Annotated in this window: 25 protein-coding genes; 13 read left to right on the top strand and 12 right to left on the bottom strand. The window is 32.4% G+C overall.

Annotation, left to right across the window (positions count from 1 at the left end):
- From ACK5ON_RS01025 to mraZ, 4 genes are all read right to left on the bottom strand, one after another.
- A partial coding sequence (locus ACK5ON_RS01025) for a penicillin-binding protein (protein WP_409819065.1) occupies window positions 1-1975 on the bottom strand: 1975 nt, incomplete at its 3' end.
- Window positions 1966-2313, bottom strand: coding sequence for an FtsL-like putative cell division protein (locus ACK5ON_RS01020; RefSeq protein ID WP_396174650.1), 348 nt, complete (start codon window positions 2311-2313; stop codon window positions 1966-1968). The genes ACK5ON_RS01020 and ACK5ON_RS01025, both read right to left, overlap by 10 nt.
- Complete coding sequence (rsmH, locus tag ACK5ON_RS01015) at window positions 2310-3218, bottom strand: 16S rRNA (cytosine(1402)-N(4))-methyltransferase RsmH (protein WP_409819062.1); 909 nt, start codon at window positions 3216-3218, stop codon at window positions 2310-2312. The genes ACK5ON_RS01020 and rsmH overlap by 4 nt, the downstream gene beginning before the upstream one ends.
- The gene (gene mraZ, locus ACK5ON_RS01010; protein ID WP_409819060.1) at window positions 3193-3666 is read right to left on the bottom strand and encodes a division/cell wall cluster transcriptional repressor MraZ; all 474 of its coding nucleotides are present in this window, start codon (window positions 3664-3666) and stop codon (window positions 3193-3195) included. Before mraZ ends, rsmH begins: the two co-directional genes overlap by 26 nt.
- A gap of 406 nt (window positions 3667-4072) precedes the next feature.
- Here mraZ and ACK5ON_RS01005 point away from each other — a divergent pair, with 406 nt between their 5' ends.
- The 8 genes from ACK5ON_RS01005 to ACK5ON_RS00970 all read left to right on the top strand — a co-directional run bounded on the left by ACK5ON_RS01005 (window position 4073) and on the right by ACK5ON_RS00970 (window position 10647).
- Entirely contained in the window at window positions 4073-4837 is a 765-nt protein-coding gene (locus ACK5ON_RS01005; protein ID WP_409819057.1) for an alpha/beta fold hydrolase, read from the top strand.
- A gap of 58 nt (window positions 4838-4895) precedes the next feature.
- Window positions 4896-5144, top strand: coding sequence for a nucleotidyltransferase family protein (locus ACK5ON_RS01000; RefSeq protein WP_409819067.1), 249 nt, complete (start codon window positions 4896-4898; stop codon window positions 5142-5144).
- 112 nt (window positions 5145-5256) lie between these two features.
- Complete coding sequence (locus tag ACK5ON_RS00995; RefSeq protein ID WP_409819055.1) at window positions 5257-5529, top strand: hypothetical protein; 273 nt, start codon at window positions 5257-5259, stop codon at window positions 5527-5529.
- 139 nt (window positions 5530-5668) lie between these two features.
- Window positions 5669-6442, top strand: a complete 774-nt coding sequence (locus ACK5ON_RS00990) for a hypothetical protein (RefSeq protein ID WP_409819053.1) — start codon at window positions 5669-5671, stop codon at window positions 6440-6442.
- Window positions 6443-6452: 10 nt separating this feature from the next.
- Window positions 6453-7409, top strand: a complete 957-nt coding sequence (locus ACK5ON_RS00985; protein ID WP_409819051.1) for a transporter — start codon at window positions 6453-6455, stop codon at window positions 7407-7409.
- A gap of 24 nt (window positions 7410-7433) precedes the next feature.
- Window positions 7434-9095 (top strand): hypothetical protein, encoded by a 1662-nt coding sequence (locus ACK5ON_RS00980; protein ID WP_409819048.1) that lies wholly within the window; start codon window positions 7434-7436, stop codon window positions 9093-9095.
- Window positions 9096-9428: 333 nt separating this feature from the next.
- Complete coding sequence (yihA, locus tag ACK5ON_RS00975) at window positions 9429-10049, top strand: ribosome biogenesis GTP-binding protein YihA/YsxC (protein WP_396174639.1); 621 nt, start codon at window positions 9429-9431, stop codon at window positions 10047-10049.
- Window position 10050: 1 nt separating this feature from the next.
- Complete coding sequence (locus ACK5ON_RS00970; protein ID WP_409819045.1) at window positions 10051-10647, top strand: hypothetical protein; 597 nt, start codon at window positions 10051-10053, stop codon at window positions 10645-10647.
- A gap of 4 nt (window positions 10648-10651) precedes the next feature.
- On the opposite strand, the gene gldC is transcribed toward ACK5ON_RS00970, so the two are convergent.
- Window positions 10652-10987 carry a gliding motility protein GldC gene (gene gldC / locus ACK5ON_RS00965; protein ID WP_396174635.1) on the bottom strand — a complete coding sequence of 112 codons (336 nt, stop codon included), beginning with the start codon at window positions 10985-10987 and terminating at the stop codon, window positions 10652-10654.
- Entirely contained in the window at window positions 10984-11943 is a 960-nt protein-coding gene (gldB, locus tag ACK5ON_RS00960) for a gliding motility lipoprotein GldB (RefSeq protein ID WP_409819042.1), read from the bottom strand. Before gldB ends, gldC begins: the two co-directional genes overlap by 4 nt.
- Window positions 11944-12037: 94 nt before the next feature.
- Here gldB and nadE point away from each other — a divergent pair, with 94 nt between their 5' ends.
- Both nadE and ACK5ON_RS00950 read left to right on the top strand, forming a co-directional pair.
- Window positions 12038-12850 (top strand): NAD(+) synthase, encoded by an 813-nt coding sequence (nadE, locus tag ACK5ON_RS00955; RefSeq protein ID WP_409819040.1) that lies wholly within the window; start codon window positions 12038-12040, stop codon window positions 12848-12850.
- A gap of 78 nt (window positions 12851-12928) precedes the next feature.
- Window positions 12929-13558, top strand: a complete 630-nt coding sequence (locus tag ACK5ON_RS00950; protein ID WP_396174630.1) for a LuxR C-terminal-related transcriptional regulator — start codon at window positions 12929-12931, stop codon at window positions 13556-13558.
- Window positions 13559-13590: 32 nt separating this feature from the next.
- Here ACK5ON_RS00950 and dnaG read toward each other — a convergent pair whose 3' ends face one another.
- The 6 genes from dnaG to rlmN all read right to left on the bottom strand — a co-directional run bounded on the left by dnaG (window position 13591) and on the right by rlmN (window position 20614).
- Entirely contained in the window at window positions 13591-15570 is a 1980-nt protein-coding gene (gene dnaG, locus ACK5ON_RS00945) for a DNA primase (protein ID WP_409819037.1), read from the bottom strand.
- A gap of 162 nt (window positions 15571-15732) precedes the next feature.
- On the bottom strand, window positions 15733-16866 hold the full coding sequence (locus ACK5ON_RS00940; protein ID WP_409819035.1) for a hypothetical protein: 1134 nt from the start codon (window positions 16864-16866) through the stop codon (window positions 15733-15735).
- A gap of 39 nt (window positions 16867-16905) precedes the next feature.
- The gene (locus tag ACK5ON_RS00935; RefSeq protein ID WP_409819033.1) at window positions 16906-17679 is read right to left on the bottom strand and encodes a hypothetical protein; all 774 of its coding nucleotides are present in this window, start codon (window positions 17677-17679) and stop codon (window positions 16906-16908) included.
- Entirely contained in the window at window positions 17666-18226 is a 561-nt protein-coding gene (locus ACK5ON_RS00930) for an RNA polymerase sigma factor (RefSeq protein ID WP_409819030.1), read from the bottom strand. The genes ACK5ON_RS00935 and ACK5ON_RS00930 overlap by 14 nt, the downstream gene beginning before the upstream one ends.
- A 282-nt stretch (window positions 18227-18508) precedes the next feature.
- The gene (locus ACK5ON_RS00925; protein WP_396174654.1) at window positions 18509-19489 is read right to left on the bottom strand and encodes a polyprenyl synthetase family protein; all 981 of its coding nucleotides are present in this window, start codon (window positions 19487-19489) and stop codon (window positions 18509-18511) included.
- A gap of 63 nt (window positions 19490-19552) precedes the next feature.
- On the bottom strand, window positions 19553-20614 hold the full coding sequence (rlmN, locus tag ACK5ON_RS00920) for a 23S rRNA (adenine(2503)-C(2))-methyltransferase RlmN (protein ID WP_409819027.1): 1062 nt from the start codon (window positions 20612-20614) through the stop codon (window positions 19553-19555).
- 63 nt (window positions 20615-20677) lie between these two features.
- Between rlmN and ACK5ON_RS00915 the strand changes: the two genes are divergently transcribed.
- The 3 genes from ACK5ON_RS00915 to ACK5ON_RS00905 form a co-directional block, all read left to right on the top strand.
- On the top strand, window positions 20678-20908 hold the full coding sequence (locus ACK5ON_RS00915) for a hypothetical protein (protein ID WP_409819025.1): 231 nt from the start codon (window positions 20678-20680) through the stop codon (window positions 20906-20908).
- A complete protein-coding gene (locus ACK5ON_RS00910; protein ID WP_396174616.1) occupies window positions 20905-21213 on the top strand; it encodes a type II toxin-antitoxin system RelE/ParE family toxin in 309 nt (102 codons plus the stop codon). Before ACK5ON_RS00915 ends, ACK5ON_RS00910 begins: the two co-directional genes overlap by 4 nt.
- Before the next feature lie 4 nt (window positions 21214-21217).
- On the top strand, window positions 21218-21567 hold a 350-nt coding region (locus ACK5ON_RS00905), incomplete at its 3' end, for an O-methyltransferase (protein WP_409819023.1).

Here is a 21567-nt window from a genome sequence, read left to right as displayed (position 1 = left end):
GTCCTGCGGCGATTGATTGTTTTTTTACTTTTCCTACACCGATCACTTTTACTTTCACTTTTAAATTCTCCAATAATGCTACTGCATCCATACCTGCCATTCCTTTTAAATTTGGAACAACTTTCAAATCTGATTGTGAGGAAGCATAAAAAGCATTGAATGACTTTTCTTGGGTAGTAACTTTTCTATTGAGGTTTTTAATTTCGTTAGTCGAAGGCGAATCAGTGAATATTTTTTGAGCAATACGCTTAAAAACAGGTCCAGCTACATCAGCGCCATAATAATTATTGCCCGAAGTATTGGGTTTGTGAACTACCACAATACAAGAATATTTAGGTTTATCAGCAGGGAAAAAACCAACGAAAGATGAAATATAATACTTATCATTTCCACCATTTTTACTATAATTGGCTTGAGCTGTACCGGTTTTACCAGCCATGGAGAAATCTTTAGAATATAAGTCTTTACCTGTCCCTCTTTTAACCACATTTTGTAAAACCGCTTTAAGCTTTCCAATGGTTTCATCAGAACAAATCTTTGGATTAATGACTTCTTTGTTATACGTTTTGATAACTTTATTCCACTCTTTTATTTCAGAAACGAATTGTGGCTTAACCATTTCGCCATTATTGGCAATAGCATTATACAAAGTCAACGTTTGTAAAGGTGTTACAGAAACCCCATAGCCATAAGCCATCCATGGCAATGATAAAGCGCTCCAATGTTTATCACTAGGTTGTGGAATATAAGGTTTGCCTTCTCCTTGAAATGGTAATCCTAAAGGTTTATTTAAACCCATTTTGTCGATTCTGTCAACAAATTCTTTTGGGTTATTTTTATAATTTTCGTAAACGGCCTGAACCATAACTGTATTTGAAGAAACTTCAAATCCTTTTGCTAATGAAATACGACCCCAACCTCCTTCGTGAGAGTCTGTTACTTTTTTACCTTTAAAGGAAGGGTAACTTATTACTCCGCCTTTACAATCATAAACTTTACTAGTGTCAATTTTATGATCATCAAGCAATGCAATCATATCCACCAATTTGAAAGTTGAACCAGGTTCGTGAGATTCTTTTATAGCATAATTTTCGGTTTCAAAATAAGTTGAATCGGATTCTTTTAATTTTCCTAAATTTGAAATTGCTTTGATTTTCCCGGTTTTGGTTTCCATTACAACCACGCAACCGTGTTCGGCTTTAAATTCTTTTAATTGTTTTAATAAAGCATGATGGGCAATGTCTTGAATGTAAACATCAATTGTAGAAATCACATCATAGCCATCCTGTGGGTCAACTTCATTTTGATCTCGAATTGGTTTCCATTGTCCTTTGGCGATTTTTTGTTTGAGAACTTTACCATCTTTTCCGTTCAGGTATTTTCTAAACGACCATTCAATTCCTTTTCCGTCTAATTCGCCATTTGGTTTCACACGTTCGTAACCAATAGTTCTCTCTGCAATTTTTCCAATTGGGTGTTCTCTAATCGTTTCTTGTTCAACAATAATTCCGCCTTTGTTTGCGCCTAAATTGAAAAGCGGGAAACTTTTTATTTTTATGTATTCCGTATAACTCAAATCACGAGCCACCAATAAATACCTGTTTTTATTAGTTCTTGCCATGTTTAATTGGGATTGATAAAAAGAACTTGGTTTTCCCAAAAGTTTGGATAGAGAGTCGGATAATGGTTTTACGTTTTTTTCAAAAACAACACCTTTTGGAACTACTGCATCAAATCGAATGTTGTAATTAGGAATTGAAGTGGCTAATAAACTTCCATCAGCCGAATAAATATTTCCTTTATTGGCAGGAATGATAAAACTTTTTACCGTTTCTTTCTTCGCTAATTCGCGAAGTCTTGGCCCTTCAACCCACTGAATTTTGGACAACTTAAAAGTTATAACCATAGCCATTATAAAGATGCAGAATGCAACTAAATAAATTCTATAAGAGATATTTTTATCTTCTACTGCCATAGTTTTTGAAAGAAGGTTTTTTCAGTTGGTTTTTTTATTTTTATTTTTTTTGGCGGCACCGATGATGGAAATATTTTTCTCTCTTTCATTTTTTCTGAAACTGTTGACTCCATTTTTAATTTCATTAGTTCGGAACGCTTATCAACAAATTCGGAACGCAACTCTTTTACTTCACTTGTTAATTCGGTAATCCGAAATACTTTTTGTTCAAACGAGTGTGAATTGGCAATCATTAATATTGCAAGGAGCACTATAAAAACTATAAATCGCCAATTTTTTGTGGCATCTTCATTGACTAAAAATCGAGCTTTTACTATGCTATACACTCCTTTTTTCATCGTTTTTCTGCTATTCTTAATTTGGCACTTCGTGCTCTATTGTTGCTTTTTATTTCAGCTTCATCAGGAACAATAAGTTTTCCAACTAGTTTAAATGGCACTGAAAAATTTCCAAAAAAATCACGTTCTGGCTCACCTTCAAACATTCCGTTTTTCATAAATCGTTTCACTAATCGGTCTTCTAATGAGTGATAGGAAATAATGCTTAATCTTCCTTGTGGCTTCAAAATTTCAAGCGATTGTTCCAAAAATTCTTTTAAAACATCCATTTCTTGGTTTACTTCTATTCGTATTGCTTGATAGATTTGGGCTAAAATTTTATTCTTGAATTGCTCTGGTAAAAATTTTGATAAAATCATCTTTAACTCATCTGTTGTATTGATAGTTTTCTTTTCTCTTGCTTCAATAATTGTTCGAGCCAAAACGGGAGCAACTTTCAATTCGCCATAATCCAAAAACACTCTTTTTAAATTAGCTTCATCGTATTCATTAATCACTTTATAAGCATCTAAATCATTTTTTCTACTCATTCTCATGTCTAAATCGGCATCAAATCGTGTAGAAAATCCTCTCTCTGGAACATCAAATTGGTGTGATGAAACTCCTAAATCGGCTAAAATTCCATCTACGCTTTTCACACCATGAAATCGTAAAAACCGTTTTATATATCTAAAATTTTCGTGTATCAAAGTAAATCGTTCATCTGGCAACCCATTTACCAAAGCATCTTCATCTTGGTCAAACCCAAACAATCTTCCATTTGGTCCTAAACGTTTCAAAATCTCTTTTGAATGTCCACCGCCGCCAAAAGTCACATCCACATAAACTCCATCATGCTTGATATTCAATCCGTCTACAGTTTCATTTAATAAAACCGGATTATGATATTCCATTGTTGTCATCATTACTATTTCCCATTACATCTTCGGCTAAATCGGCAAAATCTATATCATCACCTGCAATTGATTTTTCATACAACTCTTTATCCCAAATCTCAACTATGTTTACGGCTGAGGAAAGCACAATGTCTTTTGAAATATGACTGAAGGCAACCAAGTCTTTTGGAATTAATAATCTTCCTAAATCATCCACTTCAATCACTTTTACTCCCGCCGTAAATCGACGAATGAAATCGTTATTCTTCTTCACAAATCGATTGAGTTTGTTGATTTTTTGCATCATCAAATTCCATTCGGTCATAGGATACAATTCTAAACAAGGTTGAAATACAGAACGTTTCAAGACAAAACCGTCTTGAATGGAATTGGCAAGTTGCTTCTTTAAAGCCGAAGGAATTAGCAACCTTCCTTTGGCATCAACTTTACATTCATATGTCCCGATTATGGTGTTCAATTGCAATAGTTATTGGTTAGAAGCAAAAATATAAAAATATTTACCACAAAATACCACTAATTACCACTTTGTTAATAAGTTTTACCACTTTAATTCATTTTGCTTAAAAAAACCCCATGGAATCAGATAAAAACTATTTTGAAAAAAATCTTAAAGAAAAACAGCTTTCTCTTATCATATAAATCATAAACAACTGATTTAAAAACATTTTTATTGCTAAATTTTTATTTTTTTTAAGTATGAATAATTATCAAAAAGCCAAACTGTTTTGTTACTAATTGTTAATTGTATTAATTTTTAAATGTCACTATTTTTCATTTTTCTGAAGGAAAAAAATGGAATTGAAAAAGGGTTTTTAGGTATAAAACCATATATTTGCTACCGATGTAAAAGTCAAAAAAATCATATGGAAGGACAATTTAAAAAAGAGGGAAGATATTCCTATTTCGAAGCTGGAGAAGGAACGCCAATAGTTGTTTTACATGGCCTGATGGGCGGATTGAGCAATTTTAGTGGTGTTGCTGAATATTTTTCTACTAAAGGATATAAAATTGTAATTCCAGAATTGCCTATTTATACTCAAAATATTTTAAAAACAAACGTAAAAGCTTTTGCAAAATATGTGAAAGATTTCATCACTTTTAAAGGATTCGATAGAGTTATACTGCTGGGAAATTCGCTTGGTGGACACATTGCTTTATACCATTCTAAAATGTATCCCGAAAAAGTTGCCGGATTAGTAATCACAGGAAGTTCAGGACTTTATGAAAGTGCCATGGGCGATAGTTATCCTAAGCGAGGCGATTATGAATACATTAAGAAAAAAACAGAAGTTGTTTTTTATGACCCAAAAGTGGCTACAAAAGAAATGGTAGATGAAGTTTTTTCGATTGTAAATGATCGCATTAAAGTAATAAAAACGTTAACAATTGCTAAAAGTGCTATTCGTCACAATATGGCTAAAGATTTGCCAAAAATGCACGTAAAAACATGTATTATTTGGGGCAAAAACGACCAAGTAACGCCACCAGAAGTTGCTGAGGAATTTCATAAATTGATGCCAAACTCGGAATTATATTGGATTGACAAATGTGGCCATGCTGCTATGATGGAACATCCAGATGAGTTCAACAGATTGCTACACGAATGGCTTAAAGAAGTGCATTTATAAATATTATGGACAAGAATATTGAAAATAAAATTCCTAAAATTAAAAGTCTTTTCATCAAATATGGTGTAAAAAGGGCTTTCTTTTTGGAAGCATTGCTAAAGGTATCAATACAAATAAAAGCGATGTTGATTTTTTATATTCTTTCCCGGACGATTTAGATTTTGAAACCTATTCCTCAAATTATTTTAAGTTAATAGAAGAATTGGAAAAGCTACTGAATAAAAGAGTAGATTTAGTTGCTGAAAAAACTCTTAAAAATCCTTATCTTATTGAAAGTATCGAAGAAAGTAAAATACAATTATTATGATAAATAGAGATGAAAAAAAACTTCTACTTGATATAATTGAATGTATTAATTTCATAATTGCGTTCCGCTCTAAAGCCGTGAAATAAAAATAGTAAACTAATAATAAATGGAAATGCATATTAAAATTACGATAAACACTTTAATCATTCTACTATCTGGTATAATGATTTATTCTCTTTTGGAAATCGTATTAATTACAATTAGAGCAATTGTGGTAAAAAATGAAATTTTCAATTTTCTTTATCCAACAATTCATAGGAGTAATTTATTTATTTCATCGGTACAAGGATTTATTGCCGCAGTCTTACTAATTAGCATTCTAATTGAGGTAATTGAATCATTGCGGGAATACAAACAAAAAATCATATCAACTATACAAAAGTAATTATTGAACTTGCAATTATTACAGTAGTTAGACATGTTCTAATATTGGATTTTGAACATATAAGCAGCATTACTTAAATAGGCATTTCATTTGGGTCTTTTATAATTAATACTAAAAAACAAAATTAAATTAGGTAAAAATGAAAAATAATTTAAAAAATGGATATATTTTATTTTTACTATTTTTCATATCTAAAACTGTCTTTGGACAAACTGATTCATTAGCCATTGAAAAATTAAGAACAGAATCGGGTGTAGATCCTACAAGAGTAAATTCCAGAGTAGGTTACTCTATTTTATACTTTGATAAAGCGGATAACGCCTCTTCCATTAGCAATAAATTTAATATTGTTCTTGGGGTAAATAGATGGAGTTTTTCTATAAAACCAGAAATAATGACACTTCATAATGGAATTTCCGGAACTGGTTTTGAAACATCATTTTCTGATGTTAAATTTTCGATACTAAATGCTTTTTATGTAAAAGGTAAAAACTCAGTAGCAGGTTCAGTAGAATTCAATTTGCCTTTTGGAAAGCAAGGTTTTGGAAGTCAATATTTTTCAGCAACACCAGCAATTACTTATTCTTATACAATCAATACAACCTTATTTTTAGCCATCCAACCACAATATTCTTTTGCCATTGCCAAAGATGCAATATACCCTAATTTGTCATTTTTAACCAACCGTGTTTTCATCGCAAAATTTACAAATTCTGGAATGTTTTATGTTTTTGAACCCAGAACAATAATCGATTTTGAAAACAAAAATTTTGATTTAATTCTCTCCCCTATAATTGGCAAATCACTTGGCGCGGGTTTCAATTTAATTGGATTAATGGAAATACCAACCAAAAAATCTACAATTGATGGTAGAGGAATACTATATCAAATAGGTTTTAATAAGAACTTTTAAATATTTAATTTTGAAATCAAAGACACTAAAACTCTTACTATCCATTTTGCTGATTTCTATATCATCCAATATATGCGGACAAGGACATTACAATGGAGGAAGTTTTAATACAAACGACTATTTTATTCCATCGGCAACAGGTTGGGTATTTTCATTATACTACTCTTTTTCTGAAATGGATTATTATAACAACTCAAGGAAAAAAACAGATGTCATAGAAATTAATGAAAATCCACCTTTTTCGGTTTCATTAGGTCAGAAAGTAAAGACGCATTCAATTATTCCAATGATTAGTTATTTTGGCAAAAACAAAATTTTAAATGCTAAATGGGGTGTGCTTGTTTTACCTATGTTAAACAATCCAAATGCCAACATTGCTTTGGATTTTTATTCTGAGCAGTCTTTAATTGATAGTAAAAAAATTAACTTAAATTCATTTGGGTTAGGTGATTTTTATTTGCAACCCGCTTGGCTTACTTGGGAGAAAAATAAGTTTTCAACCACCTTTTCCTATGGAGTTTGGATTCCTTTAGGAAAATATGAGGCACATAGCACCGAACATGTAGGGTTGGGAGATTGGTCACATCACATTAGAGTCATGGGAAGGTATAAACCAAAATCTAAAATTAGTTTAACTACCGGATTTACTTATGAAATAAACAGTAAACAAAAAGAAACCGACTTTAAAGAAGCACCTCATTTGACTTTAGATTATGGTGCGAGCTATAATTTTACCATGGGACACGAAGTAGGTTTATATGGTTTTGGAACATGGCAAACAGGTGAAGATAAAGGTGAAAAAGCTTTTTTGGATAAAGACCAAATATATGGTTTAGGAATCTATGGTTCCTATTGGCTCAGACCCGGTAAAATTGGTGTTTTATCAAGATTTACTAATAACTTCGGCGCAAGAAATAGATTTGGAGGACCATCTTTTCAAGTAGGCATTAATTATTTATTATTCTAATATCAACTTTAAAAACAAAAGAAAATGAAACATTTAAAATTAATTTCAGTAATGAGTTTTGGAATATTGATGTTCATATCCTGTAAAGAGGATAAAAAATCCATGGAAACCAATGAAACGGTTTCATCAGAAAGTCAAAGTAGTTATCCCACAAAAAACCCATTCTTATCCCAAGCTATTTATGGTGTTACACATGTCAACTCTGGGCAAACAAACTGTGTTCCCTACAAAATAAACGATGGCGAATACAAAGCAGATTTAAACAAACTAACACCAATTTGGGGTGGTCCGGTAAATAATGTTACCTATGCCTCTGCTGATACTAATTATATGTGGTCTGTGTCAACAGATCGTATTGCTTTGATTGATAAATCGGGTAATAATTGGAATATAGTTACCGATATTGACCTTCCTGGAGCAAAGCGATTAACAATTGACCAATTAAAATCAATAGCAGATGTAAAGTACACGTCATTAGATTTTGCAACTAAACATCTGAAAGGAATTTTAGGGCCAAATCCTGGATTGGTTTTACCTGCAGGAGTTTATGCTTTGGTAAGTTCAGAGGATTATGTATATTCCAATGCGGGTACAGTAGTTTCTGCAGTGGGTTTAATTGATAAAAAAGATCCTAAAAAAGGACTAGAAGTAAAATACAGATTTGATGTTTCTTCTCTTATTCCTGCTGCTGAAATTGCACCAGGTGTAAAACGAATTAATATGGTCGGCATGAATATGACCTATGATGGAAATATCATAATTGGTGCTGTGAATGGACTAGCCGTGATTGATAAAGAACTAAAAGGACCAGGAAAATTTTATGCCTTTAAAAACACGGAATTATGCACCAATTCTATGGCAGTAGATGAAAAAAATGGAATTTATGTGGCTACCGGAAGCAAAACGCCAAGAGGAGACGGAATGATGCGTAAACTAGTTTGGACTGGTAACGAAATTTCAGATAAAGAAGCAGATGGTGCTTGGATAAGTCCTTATAATGGAGGTGATTGGCCTCCAGCTATCAAGGCAGGTACTGGCGCGGGCTCTACACCAACGCTTATGGGATTTGGTGATGATGAAGATAAATTAGTATTAATTACAGACGGTCAGAACAGAATGAATTTAGTAGCATTTTGGAGAGATGGAATTCCCGAAACACACCAACAAAAAGCAGGTGCAAAATCTAGACGAGTTGCAGGTTTAATTCCAATAAAAGCTGGTTTACCAGAAGATAAACCATGGGTTCAATCGGAACAAACAATTGTTGTAAATGGTTGGGGTGCATTCCTAGTTAATAATTTAATTGATGAAGGCCATCCAGATAGAATTATTGATGTAATGACAGTTGGTCCTATTCATCCTGGTCCTAAAGGAATGGAGAGAGTAGAATGGAATACAGAAAAAAATGAATTTGAATCGGTTTGGACAAGAAACGATGTGGTATCAACAAGTATGGTTCCGTTAGTGACTAGTGGTTCAAACATGGTTTTAGTTAACGGATATACTAAAGAAAGAGGTTGGGAAATTACAGGTTTAGATTGGAACACCGGAAAAAATAGAACAAGAGTAGAATTTGGTCAAACCAATAGAGGAAATGGAGCTTATGCTATTCTTCAACTTTTAGAAAATGGCGATTTGCTTTTTAATTCCGTTATTGGACCATACAGAATTCCACTAAAGAAATAAAAGCGAGCCGCTAAAATAGGTTTTTCAATAGTTTAGAATTAAGTGCCTTTCAAAGATTTGAGCATGGTTAAACAGGAGGATTTTATTATATAATCTATCCTTTACTTGCACCAATTACCCTATATTCATATAAAAATTGAAACACATAAATACATAGATTTTGCTACTTTAAAAGGATTTTTCGATTTTCATAGTTTATAGATATATATAAAATGATATGCTCATATTTAGTCTTTATATTCATTCTTTTCTTATATTTCGTGCAAGTACTGAACCTAAAAATGTGTTTAAATAATAATTTAGAATAATGAAAAGAAGCAACAAAACTCATAAATGAAAATTAATTCTGCCGAATTTATAATAAGCAATTCCGATGTGAGCAAATGTCCGCAAGAACGTTTGCCCGAATATGCTTTTATTGGTCGTTCCAATGTGGGAAAATCATCTTTGATTAACATGTTAACCAATCATAAAAACTTGGCCAAAACTTCAGGGAAACCAGGAAAAACACAGTTAATTAATCATTTTAAAATCAATTTGAATTGGTTTCTAGTCGATTTACCTGGCTATGGCTACGCAAGAGTTTCTAAAAAAACCAAGGAAGTTTTTCAGGAATTTATTACTGATTATTTTGAAAAAAGAGAGCAACTCGTCTGTGCTTTTGTTTTAATTGATATTCGGCTGGAAGCGCAAAAAATAGACTTGGAATTCATAGAATATTTGGGAGAAACAGAAGTGCCATTTTGCATTATATTTACCAAAGCTGATAAAATTAGCAGAGGTAAAATCGACTCGCATGTTGCCGCTTATAGAAAAGCTTTACTGGCTAATAACTGGGAAGAAATGCCACAATATTTTGTCACCTCGGCAACGGAAGGCACCGGAAAAGATACTGTTTTAGCATTTATTGATGGTGTGAATGAAGAAGTTTTTAAAGATTTGAATCAGTTTTAGAATGAAAAAGACAACTCTTTTGCTACTGTTTTCACTACTATTAGTTTCGTGTAATTTGCCCAGCTATGTTTTTGTAGACAATGCCATCGCGACGGGATTAGATTTAAGAGAAGGCAAATGGCTTTTAAATGAAATTGTAGATCCAACAACTACTAGTAATGCTGCCAAAAATCTTATTGTCAAAAAACTAGGAAACAGACTAGGAAACAGACTGACTTATACAAACGATAGCAAGGGTTTATTACTTCCCAAAAATGTCAAATCAAATCCAACAAAAGAAAATATAAGGGATTTAAAAAAAGGAAGTGGGTTTGATTTTTTTATCAATGTAAAAATCATTTTAAAAAACAATTCTTTATCAGACCTTGATGTAACTAATCATAAATTCAATAAAAACTTATCAAAATCGGTTGAAGTGCTATTTGAAGTTTATGATTTGAATGGTATTGCAATTACTTACTCTAAAAAAGTAATTGGAAGTGTTGGCATTGCAGAAAATAATAATAGCGATATCAATTTTAGTAAATCAACCTCAAAATTAGTACTCGGATGTTTAAATAAAATTATTCGAGACATCGAAAAAAAATCGATTAAGTAATTTTTTACTTCTTCAACTCTAGTTTTTCAGCAAAATAATCACAAAAATCTTTCATGGTATCTGCCATCTTTTCATCGGCAGTAGCACGTTGAAAGGTATCAGCCATAGCAACAAGTGTTTGATGGAAAAACAACTTCATTTCGTCTACAGGCATGTCTTTTGTCCATAAATCAATACGAAGAGTTTCTTGCACTTTACTGTCCCAAATAGAAAGCATTATGGCTTTGGCTTCCTCCAGTTCAACTCCACCATCTTGTGCTGTCCAAGATAATTTTTCGGGAACACGATTTTCGTCTAATTCAACATTGAATTTTATTTCGGATTGTATGGTTTTGCTCATGGTTTTTTGGGTTTGTATTTTGATTTTTCGAATAGCTCTTTCGTATCCATTTTTAGCATATCCTGCAAACTTACATCATTATTTTTCATAAAGGAACGAACAATTTGCCAGCCAATCCACTGCCCAACTCTTCCGGGAGATTCGTTGTCTATTTCGAGATAAAATTTTGAAAAAGGTGCTAAATTTATAAATCGGTTATTAAGTTTAGAATCGGAATCGAAAAGTAGATTTTCATCAATGAAAAAACGCCACATATAACTTTCGTTTTCTTGACACCAAATGATTTGCTCCGGTTGATAACCTATTTTTTCAGCATCAGTATAATCGGGAAGTAGGACGTCTTTTAGATACAATTCTTTTCCGTAAAAAATCATATTGGATAGCAATGTTTTATCTTTAGGTGCTGGAATTTTTCGAAATGAAAAACTCGAAACAACATCGGGCATCATTTGTCTTTCTTCAAAATTTTGCCTCAAATAGTCTGGAAACTGATAAAATTTCACGTCTTTTCCGAGGTATAATTCTAAAGAAATTATCAACTTGTCATTGGCATAAATGGCTTTGTTGTTATAGTCCATTTCAGCAATTACGGTATAAACTTTTGGCGTGATGGTTTTTGGAAAATAATACTTTAAATGTTTAAATAATTCTTCAATTGCAGTTGCTTGCTTATCGAAATTTGGATATTTTTTTTGTACTTCATTATAAAGTGCTCTCCAATCTTTGTTTTGCATTTTATCTATCCAAACTTTATCATCAATATCTTCAGGGAAGAAAAAAGGATACTCGGTTTTAAGACTTGCCAAATCTTCAGGTTTACTCTCAAAAAAAGCTTTATCAAATCGATCTACTTTTATCTCTACAGGAATTTCTTCTACTGCTTTTTCAACTTTAGATTTTTTGTCACATGAAATGAATAAAAAAACGAATGAGATAAGCAAAAAGTGTTTTGTCATTTTAAAAAATTTATAGAAATGAATCAGGTATAAAAACTTATGATTTTTTACATTTGCAAATATACATTGCAGTTTTTAAAAAAGATCATAAGAAATGTCTAAAAAAAGTAAAATCAAGGTAGTTGAAACTAATGACTTTATTGTTTCTTGGTTGAGAGATTATGCAACTAATGCAAAAGTGAATGGTTTTGTCATTGGAATTTCAGGTGGCGTTGATTCGGCAGTAACCTCAACATTATGTGCGCAAACAGGTTTAACTACTTTATGTGTTGAAATGCCTATTCATCAACACAGCAGTCAAGTTAGTAGAGGACGAGAACATATTGAACAATTGAAGAAGCGTTTCCCAAATGTAAAAAATGCAGAAACTGATTTAACTACCGTTTTTGAGTCGTTTAAAAAAGTAATTCCAAGTCATGAAGATACAGTAAAAATAGATTTGTCATTAGCCAATACTAGAGCACGCTTGCGAATGACAACATTATATTATTATGCCGGAATATATGGTTTATTAGTGGCAGGAACTGGAAATAAAGTGGAAGATTTTGGCGTTGGGTTTTATACAAAATATGGAGATGGTGGAGTAGATTTGAGTCCAATTGCCGACTTAATGAAAAGTGATGTGTATGCGTTAGGTGACTATTTAAATATTCCAAATTCCATACAAAATGCTGCTCCAACAGATGGCCTTTTTGGCGATTCAAGAACTGATGAAGAGCAACTTGGCGCCAGTTATGACGAACTCGAATGGGCAATGCTCGAAGCAGAAAACTATAAAAAGAAAGAAGATTTTTTGGGAAGGGAAAGAGACGTTTTTGAGATATTTTCCAAATTAAATAAGGCAAATAAACACAAGATGAATCCAATTCCCATTTGTATTATTCCAGAATTTTGTAAAAAAAAATAAAATTTTATAACAACAATTATTAAAAAAAAAATTAACTTTACAGTAAATTTCTATTAATTTTAATCAAATACCACAATTATGATTAATGTATGTGTAGCTGATAACTTTCCAGTTGTGCATTTTGGAATGAAAGCTTATTTTAAAGATCATCAAGAAATAAGCATTGTTTCTAATGTAGGAAATTTTTTTATGGTGCCTGATGCCTTGAGAAACAAAGAAGTCGATGTCTTAATTATCGACCTTGATCTTGAAGGATTAAAGAGTATTTATGAGCTCAAATCTATCATTAAAAATTTTCCAAAAACAAAAGTTATTGTATTTAGTAGTATGTCTGAACACATTTATGCACCAAATGCTATTAAGGCAGGTTGTGCTGGTTTTGTTCACAAGACATCAAAACTTGAGTATTTAGGAACTACTATTGTCAAGGTTAGCCAAGGACAAATTATCCTAAATGAAGAAATCAAGAAAAGTTTAGCTCTAATCGCTAAACAAAACAAATCTGAACGTTTGTACAGAAAACTTTCCAATCGAGAAATCGAGGTTCTTCGGTTTTTAAGCGATGGAAAGAAAAACAATGAAATCGCTAAGATTTTAAATCTTAACGAGAAAACCATTAGTACGTACAAGCTCCGGTTATTAACGAAGCTAAGTGTAACCAATTTGGTTGATTTAGTGAACAAAGCAAAAACTTTGGAAATCGTTTAAAAAAATTAAAACCTCGCAATAGCGGGGTTTTTTTATAAATAAGTGGAGCGTATTCTTCCTATTTTATTGGTTAAGCTGACTTTTAATTTGTTGTAATCGTTGATAGTTGACTTCAATTCTTCTAAGTCATTTTCTTCTCCTTTATTGAAATTATTCATCATATCCATAATTAATTTATTGATGAGATATTCGCGTAAAGAAATAATAGTTTCTGAAACGTACTGACCAACGTTTTCCGTTTTCTTTTTTACATAAATTTGTTTGGTTTCCCAATTATGCAATAATTCCTTTTCTTCAAGCATCAATATATCTGTAACCATCTCTGAATGTTCTGGCGATAATTGCATCAAATAATGTTCAATATTGAAGTTTTCATTTTGATTATAATAAGCAATCAAATCATTGTAAATTTCTTTAAACATGGGATTAGCCAATTCCACTTCATCTTCATGCAAACTCAAGTAAATGCGTTCAAAAACTTTTGAAGACTTGATTTCTTTTTCTTCAATCATTACACCTTCTTCATTCGCTTTTAGAATATAATCTTCAAAATCAGCTACAAGTGAACCATACAGCAACAACATTTCTATTATTTTTCGTTCTAATTCGTAAACTATATCAACTCTGTCTCTTGAAACTTGGATATCATCTTTTACAACTTCAAAAGCTTTTTGTTCTTGTTTCAGTTTTTTTCCAGCTTCCGAAATATCTTTTTGAACCAATTGAGCCAAAGTATTTTGCAAAACTTGTTCCGAAATATCCATAATGCGAGCACATTCTTGAATATATACTTCCCTTTTGATTCTGTCGGGGATTTTGGAAATACTCACTACCATATCCCGAATTAAGTCTGCTTTTTTGATAGGATCATTTTGTGCTTCATTCATCAATAGCGATGCTTTGAACTGAATGAAATCTTTGGAATTGTTTTCTAAATAAAAAACCAAATCGTCGTAAGAGTTTTTCCGAGCAAAACTATCGGGATCATCGCCATCAGGGAAAGTACAAACTTTTACATTCATTCCTTCTTCCAATATCAAATCGATACCACGAATAGAAGCTCTAAGTCCGGCTGCATCACCATCAAAAAGTACCGTGATGTTTTTGGTCAATCGATTTATTAATCGAATTTGATCAGGAGTCAAAGCAGTTCCGGAAGAAGCAACAACATTCTCAATTCCGGCTTGATGGAGTTGAATTACATCAGTATAACCTTCCACCAAATAACAATTGTTTTGTTTGGCAATGGCTTGTTTGGCATGGAAAATTCCGTACAGCACTTTGCTTTTATGGTAAATTTCACTTTCGGGTGAATTGAGGTATTTGGCTGCTTTCTTGTCGTTAGTCAAAATTCTTCCGCCAAAACCAAGATTTCTTCCCGACAAACTTTGAATGGGAAACATCACTCTTCCTTTGAACCGGTCAAAATGTTTGCCATCTTCTCTAGTGATGGTTAATCCAACTTTTTCAAGAAATTCTAGTTGATATCCTTTGGATAACGCTTCTTTTGAAAAAGCGTCCCATGTTTCGGGTGAATAACCTAAGCCAAATTTGGCTATCGTTTCATTGGTAAATCCTCTTTCTTTGAAATAGGTTAATCCAATGGCTTTACCTTCTTCGGAATTTAAAAGTGTTTCTTGAAAATAGGTTTTGGCAAATTCAGAAACCAAATACATGCTTTCTTTTTCATTGGCCTCTATTTTATCTTCTTGTGACGTTTCGGTTTCTTCTATTTCGATATTGTATTTATTGGCCAAAAACCGAATGGCTTCGGGGTATGTAAAATGTTCATGTTCCATCAAGAAAGTCACGACACTTCCGCCTTTTCCTGAGCTGAAATCTTTCCAAATTTGCTTTACAGGCGATACCATAAACGAAGGAGAACGTTCATCCGAAAACGGGCTCAATCCTTTATAATTACTTCCGGCACGCTTTAGTTGGACGAAATCACCTATGACTTCTTCCACTCGTGCGGTTTCAAAAACTTTATCTATGGTTTCGCGAGATATCAACTCTTTTGTTTAAAATTGTTTAAGGGTTTAAAGTTACAAAGTTTTTCTATTTAAAAACCCTGTCAGAGTTTTAAACTCTGACAGGGTTAAAAAAACTAACAACACTTCGACTGCCTGTCTGCCGACAAGAAGACGCTCAGAGTGACATAAAAGAAATTAATTTTAATTAAAATCAAACCTTACACCAAGAGAGATGTTATTTTGATCGATAGCATTGTTTTTAAACAACGGATTTAAATCGTATTTTAAATACAAACTGGTTTCTTTATAACCAATGTAGGTACTCACACCATAAATGAAATCATTCACATTGAAATTTCCTTTTTCTTTTGTTGACGTATCGTTACCATTAACGTCAAAGCATAATTTTTGCTTTGATTTTATTCTAAAACCTCCGTATCCTCCTATTCCGAAACGGACACTCTTGTGGGTTTTGAATATTTTTACTCCGTCTTTATCTTTGGTTTTTGTAAAATCAAATTCTAAATGTAGAGGAAAAGTCATAAATACATTTCTAAATCTTGAATCTTTTAGATTATATTGAAATGATTCTAAACTCGTTTGGTTTCCGTTAGCTACAAAAACCCTATTATCTGTTGGACGAAGATTATTGTACATCAATGATACTCCGTATTTCAAATGCAATAAATTGTCATTTTTAAAAATTCTAGTATTTCCGGTAACACCCCATTCATAAAAATGTGACCCCCAATATTTAAAATCAGAATTAGCAACCGCACCATCTGTAACTAAATTATTTACTCCAGCGGCAAAAACAAATTGTGATGTGGTTCTTTTTTCTCCTTTGGACCTTTTCTTAAGTATCGATTTTTTCATTCCAGAAAGATCAATATAAATGCTATCTGAAGTTTCATAGGTAATTTTATGATTTTTCCCGTCAAAATAAATACTGTCTTTGTCATTATCCCCTTTAAAATCAATAGTGATAATGAATTTATTTTTATCATTATTTTCAGCTATTTTTCCATCTACTTTTTGTTGCACCAAATCTTTCAATTTATCTTGTTCAACCGCAACTCGGGTTTCAATATTCTTGGAACGTATTTCTGCTATTTGTAATTTCTTTTCATCGGCTTGTGTTTTGGAAATCGTTCCTGCTTCCAATTCCTTATTCACTTCTTCCAATTCAACTTTTAACGCCTTTTTTTCTTCTTTGGTAATTCTTTCTATTTTTTCTGCTATAGTTTTTGCTTTTGCTTCAAAGGTCTCTTGTGCTGAAAGTTTGCTTGCAAAAAGACAAGCAGCAAGGGCAATGTAAATGGTAAAATTTCTCATGATTGATTTAATGATTGATTAATGATTGAATACTCTCTTTTATTGATTATTTCTATTGGCTAATGCCTCTTTAACTTCTTTATAATTTTTGTTTATTTTGGTAATAACTTTTTCTCTAAACGTTTGTTCCAATTCGCCATCCACTTGAGAAAGCAAACTTTTGGCATCCACTTTAATGGAGGATTTTGAGTTAGTGGATTTCATTGTGGTATTATTTAAATCTGCTACTAAAGCTTCATCCGATTTAATTTGTTTCTTACCTTCGCTAATAACTGGATTTGTTTTTTGAATTCTTGGCAATTCTTTTAACGCAACATCTTCAGTTATTACATATTCTATTTCTTTGTCTTTGATGATTTGATTTTGATTACTGTTCGTTTTTTGATTTATTTTTTCTTGATTGTTGATTGAAACCCCTTGATGATTCGTTGTCGGTTGTCGGTTGTTGGTTGTTGGTTGAACATCCGAAGTTGCTACTTCTTCATTTTCTTGTTTATCTTTAGTACTTGGAATTTGGAATTTGGAATTTGGAATTTCTACGTTGTCTTTTTTAATTTCTGTTCCAACAACTGCATTTGGAGTTTCAATTTTGGTGGTGTTTTGATTGAACAAAAGCAAACCAAGTGTTACAAAAACCAAAATGCTGGCAGCAATCCCGAAACTTCGGGATAAAAATCCAAAAGAACGCTTTGTTTTTTTTTCTTCGGCTATAGTAAGCATAGCATCTAATCTGTCCCAAGCTTGTGGTGACGGTTGAATTTCTCTGGCATTCAACTTTTCTCTTATTTGGTTTTCAACATTATTCGGTTCCATTACTGTAATTTTTTAATTTAATAATAGTGTCTTGAAGCATTTTGCGTGCGTGAGACAATTGTGATTTCGATGTTCCTTCATTGATACTTAACATTGTTGCAATTTCTTGATGCTTAAAACCCTCTATGCAATATAAATTAAAAACCATTTTGTAGCCATCTGGTAAATTGTCAATCAAAAACTGAATGTCTTCTACTGAAAACTGGCTTTCTATATTGTTATGTGTCTCTTCAAAATAATTCTCGTCTTCAATAAACGTAACTTTTTTATGAACTCGGATATAGGATATACATTCGTTAATCATTATTCTTCGAATCCAACCCTCAAAACTTCCTTTGTGTTCAAAGTTTTTTAAATTGGTAAAAACTTTCATGAAAGCCGTAATCATAATGTCTTCTGCTAGATGAACGTCTTTAATGTATTGACGACAAACGCTCAACATTTTTGGGGCGAACTTGGAATAAATCTGATGCTGGGCATGACGATTATTATCGACAGCCAATTCGATTACTTCTTTTTCTTCTTGATGTAAGTTGATTACTTTCATAGCAAAAGTCAAAATTCAATTGCAATGTCAAAATTCAATTTAAAAAATTGACATTGAAACTGTCATTGATTTTTGATATTGATTAAGACCTCTATTTGCATAGACGAGATTGGTTGAAAAATGGTTGCATGGAGCAATTTAAAAAGTTGAAAATTATTTTATAATATCTTTGAACATAAATAAAATTAGCATCTCTCAATAAAAAAAATATTTATTTTTTAAAATTTTCCCAATAGCTTTCGGGATTGATTTTTGAAATTGTAATTGATTTTTGAAATTGGTTTACTTTTTTCTTTCAATAACATAATTTACCATGAGTGAAAGTGCCTCTCTATATTCCGTTTGTGGGAAATTTTGAAGAATTTCAAGTGCTTCTTCTTTGAATTGACTCATTTTTTGTTCGGCATAATGCAAGCCATTTTTGTCTTTCACAAATTGAATAACTTCCTTGACGCGTTTTTTATCCTTATTGTAGTTTTTGATGGAATTAATACACCAACTCTTTTCTTTATCTGAACAATTGTTTAAAGCATAAATTAAAGGTAATGTCATTTTTTGCTCTTTGATGTCTATTCCTGTTGGTTTTCCAATGGCATCATCGGTATAATCAAACAAATCATCTTTTATTTGAAATGCCATTCCGATGAGTTCGCCAAATTTTCGCATAGCTTCTACTTGACTCTCATCTTCGGAAACTGATTTTGCGCCAAGTGCACAACAAGAGGCAATTAAAGTCGCAGTTTTTTTTCGGATGATTTCATAATATATTTCTTCAACAATGTCTAATCGGCGTGCTTTTTCAATTTGCAATAATTCCCCTTCGCTCATTTCGCGTACTGCCACAGAAATAATACGGAGTAAATCAAAATCGCCATAATCAATTGATAATAATAATCCTTTGGATAATAAATAATCACCAACCAAAACGGCAATTTTATTTTTCCACAAGGCATTGATGGAGAAAAATCCGCGTCGTCTGTTACTATCATCTACCACATCATCATGAACCAAAGTAGCCGTATGAATTAATTCGATAACGCTAGCCCCACGATAGGTTCGTTCATTTACTTCATTAGTATCGGAAAGCATTTTGGCTACCAGAAAAACAAACATGGGTCGCATTTGCTTTCCTTTTCTATTCACAATATAATAGGTAATTCGATTAAGGAGTGCCACTTTGGAAGTCATCGATTCGTAGAACTTTTTTTCGAAAAGCTCCATTTCTTCCTGAATGGGTTGTTTTATTTGTGAAGTGATGTTCATCGATTTCAAAGATAATTAATTTGAAATCGCTTACAAGTGATAAAACTAAAGGAAATAATAAAATTACGATTTATTAGCTAATTGTCCACAAGCCGCATCAATATCTTTTCCTCTGCTTCGGCGTACTTTGGCAACAATATCATTTTGTTCCAAAGCTTTAATATAATTAGCAATTGCTTCATCAGATGCTTGTTGAAAACTTGCCTTACGGTAGTCAGGTCCGCCATCATCAATGGGGTTGTATTCGATTAAATTGACTTTACACGGAACCTGTTTACAGAATTTAACCAAGGCGTCAATAGAAGCTTTATCGTCATTGATCCCTTTCCAAACCACATATTCATAAGTCACTTTGCTTTTGGTTTTTTGATACCAATATTGTAAGGCATCTTTCAATTCGGGCAATTGGAAGTTTTTGGTAAACGGCATAATGTGGTTCCTAGTTTCTTCAATTGCCGAATGTAATGAAACGGCTAATTTGAATTTTACTTCATCATCAGCCATCTTTTTAATCATTTTAGAAACACCCGATGTAGAAACAGTAATGCGTTTTGGAGACATTCCTAAACCTTCTTCGGATGTAATCATATCGATGGCTTTCATCACATTATTGTAATTCATCAACGGTTCGCCCATGCCCATAAATACAATATTGGATAATGGTCTATTGTAATACAAACGGCTTTCTCTATCAATGGCAACTACCTGGTCATAGATTTCTCCAGGTTCGAGATTTCGCATCCGTTTCAATCGTGCTGTGGCACAAAAATTACAATCCAAACTACAACCTACTTGGCTGGAAACACAGGCAGTAGTTCTGGTATTGGTTGGGATTAAAACACTTTCGACAACCAATCCATCGTGTAAACGAACCGCATTTTTTACGGTTCCGTCTTCACTTCGTTGCATCGTATCCACTTTGATGTGATTAATCACAAAATTGGTTTCGAGCATGGCGCGTGTTTCTTTGGAAACATTGGTCATGTCTTCAAAACTATGAGATGCTTTGCTCCACAACCATTCATAGACTTGATTGCCTCGAAACGCTTTATCACCATTGGCTACAAAAAAATCTCGCAATTGTTCTTTGGATAAACTTCGGATGTCTTTTTTCTTGATTTCCATGGCGCAAAGGTAATGAGTATTCTGAATATTTTTTATAACTTTGTTTTTCAAAACTTTGCAAAAATGGGACTTCCTGAATTAAAAAATAAAATCCAACAACAAGTTGAAAGTGCAGATGAAAAAATTCTAAAGATTGTTTCTTCTGTTTTTGACAACTATTATAATGATGAAGGAACAACAGACGTTATTATTAATGAGCTACTTGAAATTAGTGAAAATGACTATAAAGAAGGATTAACCGAACCTTATACGACGATTTTAAAAGAAAGTAAAGCCATTTATTTCGGAAAATGACACTAATTTGGACTCTACTTGCAAAAAAATCATATAACAAAAACATTGAATTCATTTTAGAACTTTGGAATATAAAAATTGCTCAGAATTTTATATTAGAAGTTGAAAAAACAATGAATATCATTGAAAACAATCCAAATTGTTTTGAGAAATGGGAATTTAATCCCGATTTTAGAAAAGGTTTTATTCACGAAAATGTGAGTTTCTTTTACAAAGTTAAGCCAACAGAAATTGTTGTTTATTTATTTTGGAATAACCTTCAAAATCCTAAAAAATTAAAAAAAATACTTTTAAATTCAAAATAAAAAAATGAACTTCATTTCCGACGAATTAGACACTTATGTAACCAATCATTCCGAAAATGAACCCGAATTATTGGCACAATTGAATAAAGAAACCCATCAAAAAATTTTGCAACCACGCATGTTGAGTGGTCATTTTCAAGGCAGGGTTTTGAGTATGCTTTCGAAAATTATTCATCCAACAACCATTCTTGAAGTAGGCACATATACAGGTTATGCCACACTTTGTCTAGCTGAAGGTTTAGCCGAAAATGGCACTATTGATACTATTGATATTGAAGAAGAATTAGTAGATTTTCAACGCAACTATTTTAACAAAAGTCCTTGGGCTAAGCAAATTAATCAACATCTTGGTGA

It is taken from the genome of Flavobacterium sp. (genome assembly GCF_046317795.1).
GTDB lineage: Bacteria > Bacteroidota > Bacteroidia > Flavobacteriales > Flavobacteriaceae > Flavobacterium.
This window is presented reverse-complemented; position numbering and strand designations above follow the sequence as displayed.

What these genes read in the sequence shown, in the direction of transcription:
- ACK5ON_RS00910 (WP_396174616.1), top strand. Translation starts at nt 20,905, where the DNA reads ATGACACTAATTTGGACTCTACTTGCAAAAAAATCATATAACAAAAAC.
- ACK5ON_RS00995 (WP_409819055.1), top strand. Translation starts at nt 5,257, where the DNA reads ATGCATATTAAAATTACGATAAACACTTTAATCATTCTACTATCTGGT.
- ACK5ON_RS00980 (WP_409819048.1), top strand. Translation starts at nt 7,434, where the DNA reads ATGAAACATTTAAAATTAATTTCAGTAATGAGTTTTGGAATATTGATG.
- ACK5ON_RS00990 (WP_409819053.1), top strand. Translation starts at nt 5,669, where the DNA reads ATGAAAAATAATTTAAAAAATGGATATATTTTATTTTTACTATTTTTC.
- gldC (WP_396174635.1), bottom strand. Translation starts at nt 10,987, where the DNA reads ATGAGCAAAACCATACAATCCGAAATAAAATTCAATGTTGAATTAGAC.
- ACK5ON_RS00925 (WP_396174654.1), bottom strand. Translation starts at nt 19,489, where the DNA reads ATGAACATCACTTCACAAATAAAACAACCCATTCAGGAAGAAATGGAG.
- nadE (WP_409819040.1), top strand. Translation starts at nt 12,038, where the DNA reads ATGTCTAAAAAAAGTAAAATCAAGGTAGTTGAAACTAATGACTTTATT.
- ACK5ON_RS00930 (WP_409819030.1), bottom strand. Translation starts at nt 18,226, where the DNA reads ATGAAAGTAATCAACTTACATCAAGAAGAAAAAGAAGTAATCGAATTG.
- ACK5ON_RS00970 (WP_409819045.1), top strand. Translation starts at nt 10,051, where the DNA reads ATGAAAAAGACAACTCTTTTGCTACTGTTTTCACTACTATTAGTTTCG.
- rsmH (WP_409819062.1), bottom strand. Translation starts at nt 3,218, where the DNA reads ATGATGACAACAATGGAATATCATAATCCGGTTTTATTAAATGAAACT.
- ACK5ON_RS00940 (WP_409819035.1), bottom strand. Translation starts at nt 16,866, where the DNA reads ATGAGAAATTTTACCATTTACATTGCCCTTGCTGCTTGTCTTTTTGCA.
- ACK5ON_RS01020 (WP_396174650.1), bottom strand. Translation starts at nt 2,313, where the DNA reads ATGAAAAAAGGAGTGTATAGCATAGTAAAAGCTCGATTTTTAGTCAAT.
- rlmN (WP_409819027.1), bottom strand. Translation starts at nt 20,614, where the DNA reads ATGGAAATCAAGAAAAAAGACATCCGAAGTTTATCCAAAGAACAATTG.
- ACK5ON_RS01005 (WP_409819057.1), top strand. Translation starts at nt 4,073, where the DNA reads ATGGAAGGACAATTTAAAAAAGAGGGAAGATATTCCTATTTCGAAGCT.
- ACK5ON_RS00935 (WP_409819033.1), bottom strand. Translation starts at nt 17,679, where the DNA reads ATGGAACCGAATAATGTTGAAAACCAAATAAGAGAAAAGTTGAATGCC.
- ACK5ON_RS00915 (WP_409819025.1), top strand. Translation starts at nt 20,678, where the DNA reads ATGGGACTTCCTGAATTAAAAAATAAAATCCAACAACAAGTTGAAAGT.
- ACK5ON_RS00950 (WP_396174630.1), top strand. Translation starts at nt 12,929, where the DNA reads ATGATTAATGTATGTGTAGCTGATAACTTTCCAGTTGTGCATTTTGGA.
- yihA (WP_396174639.1), top strand. Translation starts at nt 9,429, where the DNA reads ATGAAAATTAATTCTGCCGAATTTATAATAAGCAATTCCGATGTGAGC.
- gldB (WP_409819042.1), bottom strand. Translation starts at nt 11,943, where the DNA reads ATGACAAAACACTTTTTGCTTATCTCATTCGTTTTTTTATTCATTTCA.